Genomic DNA, 3,066 nt, shown 5'->3' with positions numbered 1-3,066 from the left:
TACCTGTGCTCGCCCCCTCCCCCGTACCTGTGCTCGCCCCCGCGCCCGTACCTGTGCTCGTCCCCGCGTCCGTACCTGTGCTCGTCCCCGCGCCCGTACCTGTGCTCGTCCCCGCGCCCGTAGCTGTTCGGGTCCCCGCGCCCGTTCCCGTACCCGTACCCGTACTCACCAGCGAGGTACGGCCGGTGTCTTCCAGTCAGGGTGGGCCACCTGCATCGCGGCGGCGTCGTCGCGGTCGCGCATGGTGCCGTCGTCGTCCAGCCACCGCCGGTGCAGTACGGCGAGCCGCTCGCGGTCGAGTTCGACACCGAGCCCGGGGAGGCCCGGCACGTCCAGACGCCCGTCGCGGAAGGTCAGCCGTTCCTTCGACGCGTCCGTGATGACGTCCTCGGTCTGCCAGGGGTAGTGGCTGTCGCAGGCGTAGTCGAGGTTCGGGACGGTGGCGGCGACATGGGTCATCGCGGCCAGGCTGACACCGAGGTGGGTGTTGGAGTGCATGGACAGGCCGACGCCGAACGTACGGCAGATCGCGGCCAGTTCACGGGTGTTGCGCAGCCCGCCCCAGTAGTGGTGGTCGCTCAGCACGACCTGGACCGCGCCGGTCGTGAAGGCCTCGCGGATCTCGGGGAACGTGGTGACGCACATGTTCGTGGCGAGCGGGACGTCGGTGTGGGCGGCGACCTCGGCCATGTTCCGCGTACCGCTGGTGGGGTCCTCCAGATATTCGAGCACGTCGCGCAGCTCGTCGGCGACCTTGAGCGAAGTCTCCACGGACCAGGCGCCATTGGGATCGAGGCGGAGCGGCTGCCCGGGGAAGCGGTGGGCGAGGGCGCGGACGGCGGCGATCTCCTCGGCGGGTTCGTACACGCCGCCCTTGAGCTTGAAGGAGGTGAACCCGTAGTCACGGGCGAAGCGTTCGGCCTGCGCGACGATGCCGGACGGGTCGAGGGCCGCGCCCCAGTCGTCGGTCTCGCCCCGTGAATGCGTGGCCGGGTGTGCGGCCGGGTGCGTGGCCCAGCGGTAGAAGAGGTACGCGCTGTACTCGACCCGGTCGCGGACCTTGCCGCCGAGCAGGGCGTGTACGGGGAGGCCGGCGGTCTTGCCCCAGGCATCCAGGCACGCCACCTCGAAGGCGGACACGACGGACAGACGCAGCTTGTCGGCGGTCTGTACGCCACGGAGTCCGCCGACGTCGACGGAGTCGTCCACGCGGGAGGCGTCCACGGCGACCTGGTCGGCCAGCGCGACCAGCGCGTTCAGATCGGTGACCGGCCGCCCGGGCAGCCGCTCGGCCAGCGGGCGCGCCAGCTCCAGGTACTTGGTGTCCCCGTACGTCTCGCCGACACCGGTCACACCGCCCGCGGTGACCACCTCGACGATCAGGCGCGGGGTGTACGGCTGGTGGACGCCCTGGGTGTTGAGGAGGGGCGGGTCGGTCACCAGGATGGGAGTGAGGCGGACGTCGGTGATGGTGAGCATGCGAGGGGTCTCCCTATGCGTGCGGCGTCCACGTACACGACTGGAGGCTAGGGATGTGAACGGGGCGAGTCAATGGGGGGTGGTGCGCCTTCGGCGCGGCCGGGGATGCATGGGGCACGGCGGCCGTGCGGGACGGTTCCATCTCAATAGCCGAACAGGCCCGGTTTTACCGCCGACCGGCATGGACAGGAGTGCGCCCGCCCGACGAGCCGCCACCGACCATCGACGTCCAGCCCGCCGTGGACGCTGGAGTACCGTCCGGCGTCTCCCAGAACGTGAAGCGTCTGTCGCCGAAGCCCGAGCCGTCCCATGGGGCCAACGTCCACGGCGGGGGGCGTCTACGAACTCGCCGCAGCAGCAGACGAGTTGCTCGTGGTCTTGCTCGCCAAATGAAGACCGGACCGCGCGGAGGCATCTCCGTACGCGCCTGGTCTGCTAGCGGGCAATGCCCGAGCATGGCGTGGTGCGAGCCACCTCCCCACGTCCGAACAATCGCGCAGTTCGTCACGCGGTGGATCCAGCTTCACCGCAGTTTGTTCAGTGATCGAGAATTCCCAAGCCGATACCGTAGACGGCAATACCCTCTTCCCGGCCGAGGGAATAGCGCTTCATAATTCGCCGCACCGGAAAAATCACACCGCCACTCGCGAGCTTCAGAGAAGCATTGATCTCCCCTTCAGGGTCACCGTCGTCGGCGTGCCATTCTCCACCCAGTTGCCCGCGGACCGTCTCTCCCACATAAGCGCCGAGGGCGAACAGTTTCATGCCCAGCCCCTCAGCAAGCAACCCTCTTGGCTTCGCTTTTCCACCAGAAGAATGCTCGTCGATGAAACGGTCAATCTCATGGAAGCTGACCGGCGTGAAGTCGGCCCTGTATCCCGAGGATTCCAGGGCATTTGCAATCCATCGAGACAATCTTGCCACATCTTCAACAATCTGCAAGATATCGCACTTTCCTACACTTGACACCTGGGCAGACGTGAGGGCGCGAGCAAGAACGCCTCTACTCGCGCCCGAGAGGTCTCACCCCTCCTACCGCATCTTAATTATCCTGACCATGACACGCTTGGCCTCGCCCTTGCCGCCTTCCAGAACATTCATCTGATCCTGGTTGATCGCCTGCGGGACCGCAATCGTGAGCGCACGCTGCTTGATGTCAGCTTTCTTGACCGTGACACCGCCGTACGAATCACCTTCGAAATCCCCCATACTCTTGAGATATTTCCGGACGAGCGCTCCGAGTTGGAGGCCTTCTGATAACTCTTGGCACTGGTGTCAATCGACTTGTAACTTGTCGCTACACCATCTTCCCAGTAGGCAATCGTCGGAAAATTGTTCGGAAGATCGCTGCCGCCCAGCTTCATTCGCATTGCGCCCAACCCGGGTGCGAGCTGATCGACGTCGCGTACCCACGGGGTGCCTTGAGAACGTCAAAACCGCTCAGCCGGAAGAGGGTTCACGGCTCTCCCGGCGACAGTGAGTAGTTGTTGATCTTGTGCCACCAGGAATGAAGACCGGCCCGTACGGAAGCGTCTCCGTGCGGGCCGGTCTCCGGGCCGGGGGGGGCAAGGTCAACGACTACTCACT

At 65.8% G+C, this 3,066-nt stretch carries 2 protein-coding genes and 1 pseudogene; all 3 read right to left on the bottom strand.

The window, feature by feature from the left end; genetic code table 11:
* Window positions 1–165 precede the first annotated feature (165 nt).
* Window positions 166–1,479 (bottom strand): glucarate dehydratase family protein, encoded by a 1,314-nt coding sequence (locus WH07_RS20945; protein ID WP_046502192.1) that lies wholly within the window; start codon window positions 1,477–1,479, stop codon window positions 166–168.
* 537 nt (window positions 1,480–2,016) lie between these two features.
* Entirely contained in the window at window positions 2,017–2,421 is a 405-nt protein-coding gene (locus WH07_RS39885; RefSeq protein WP_157877398.1) for a hypothetical protein, read from the bottom strand.
* A 90-nt stretch (window positions 2,422–2,511) separates the two neighbouring features.
* Window positions 2,512–2,715 (bottom strand): annotated as a pseudogene (locus WH07_RS39880) (endonuclease toxin domain-containing protein); the annotation flags it as partial.
* Window positions 2,716–3,066 lie beyond the last annotated feature (351 nt).

Source organism: Streptomyces odonnellii (assembly GCF_000981895.1).
Taxonomy (GTDB): Bacteria; Actinomycetota; Actinomycetes; order Streptomycetales; family Streptomycetaceae; genus Streptomyces; species Streptomyces odonnellii.
Note: the sequence above shows the minus strand (reverse complement) of the source record. Positions and strands in the feature narration are given on the sequence as shown.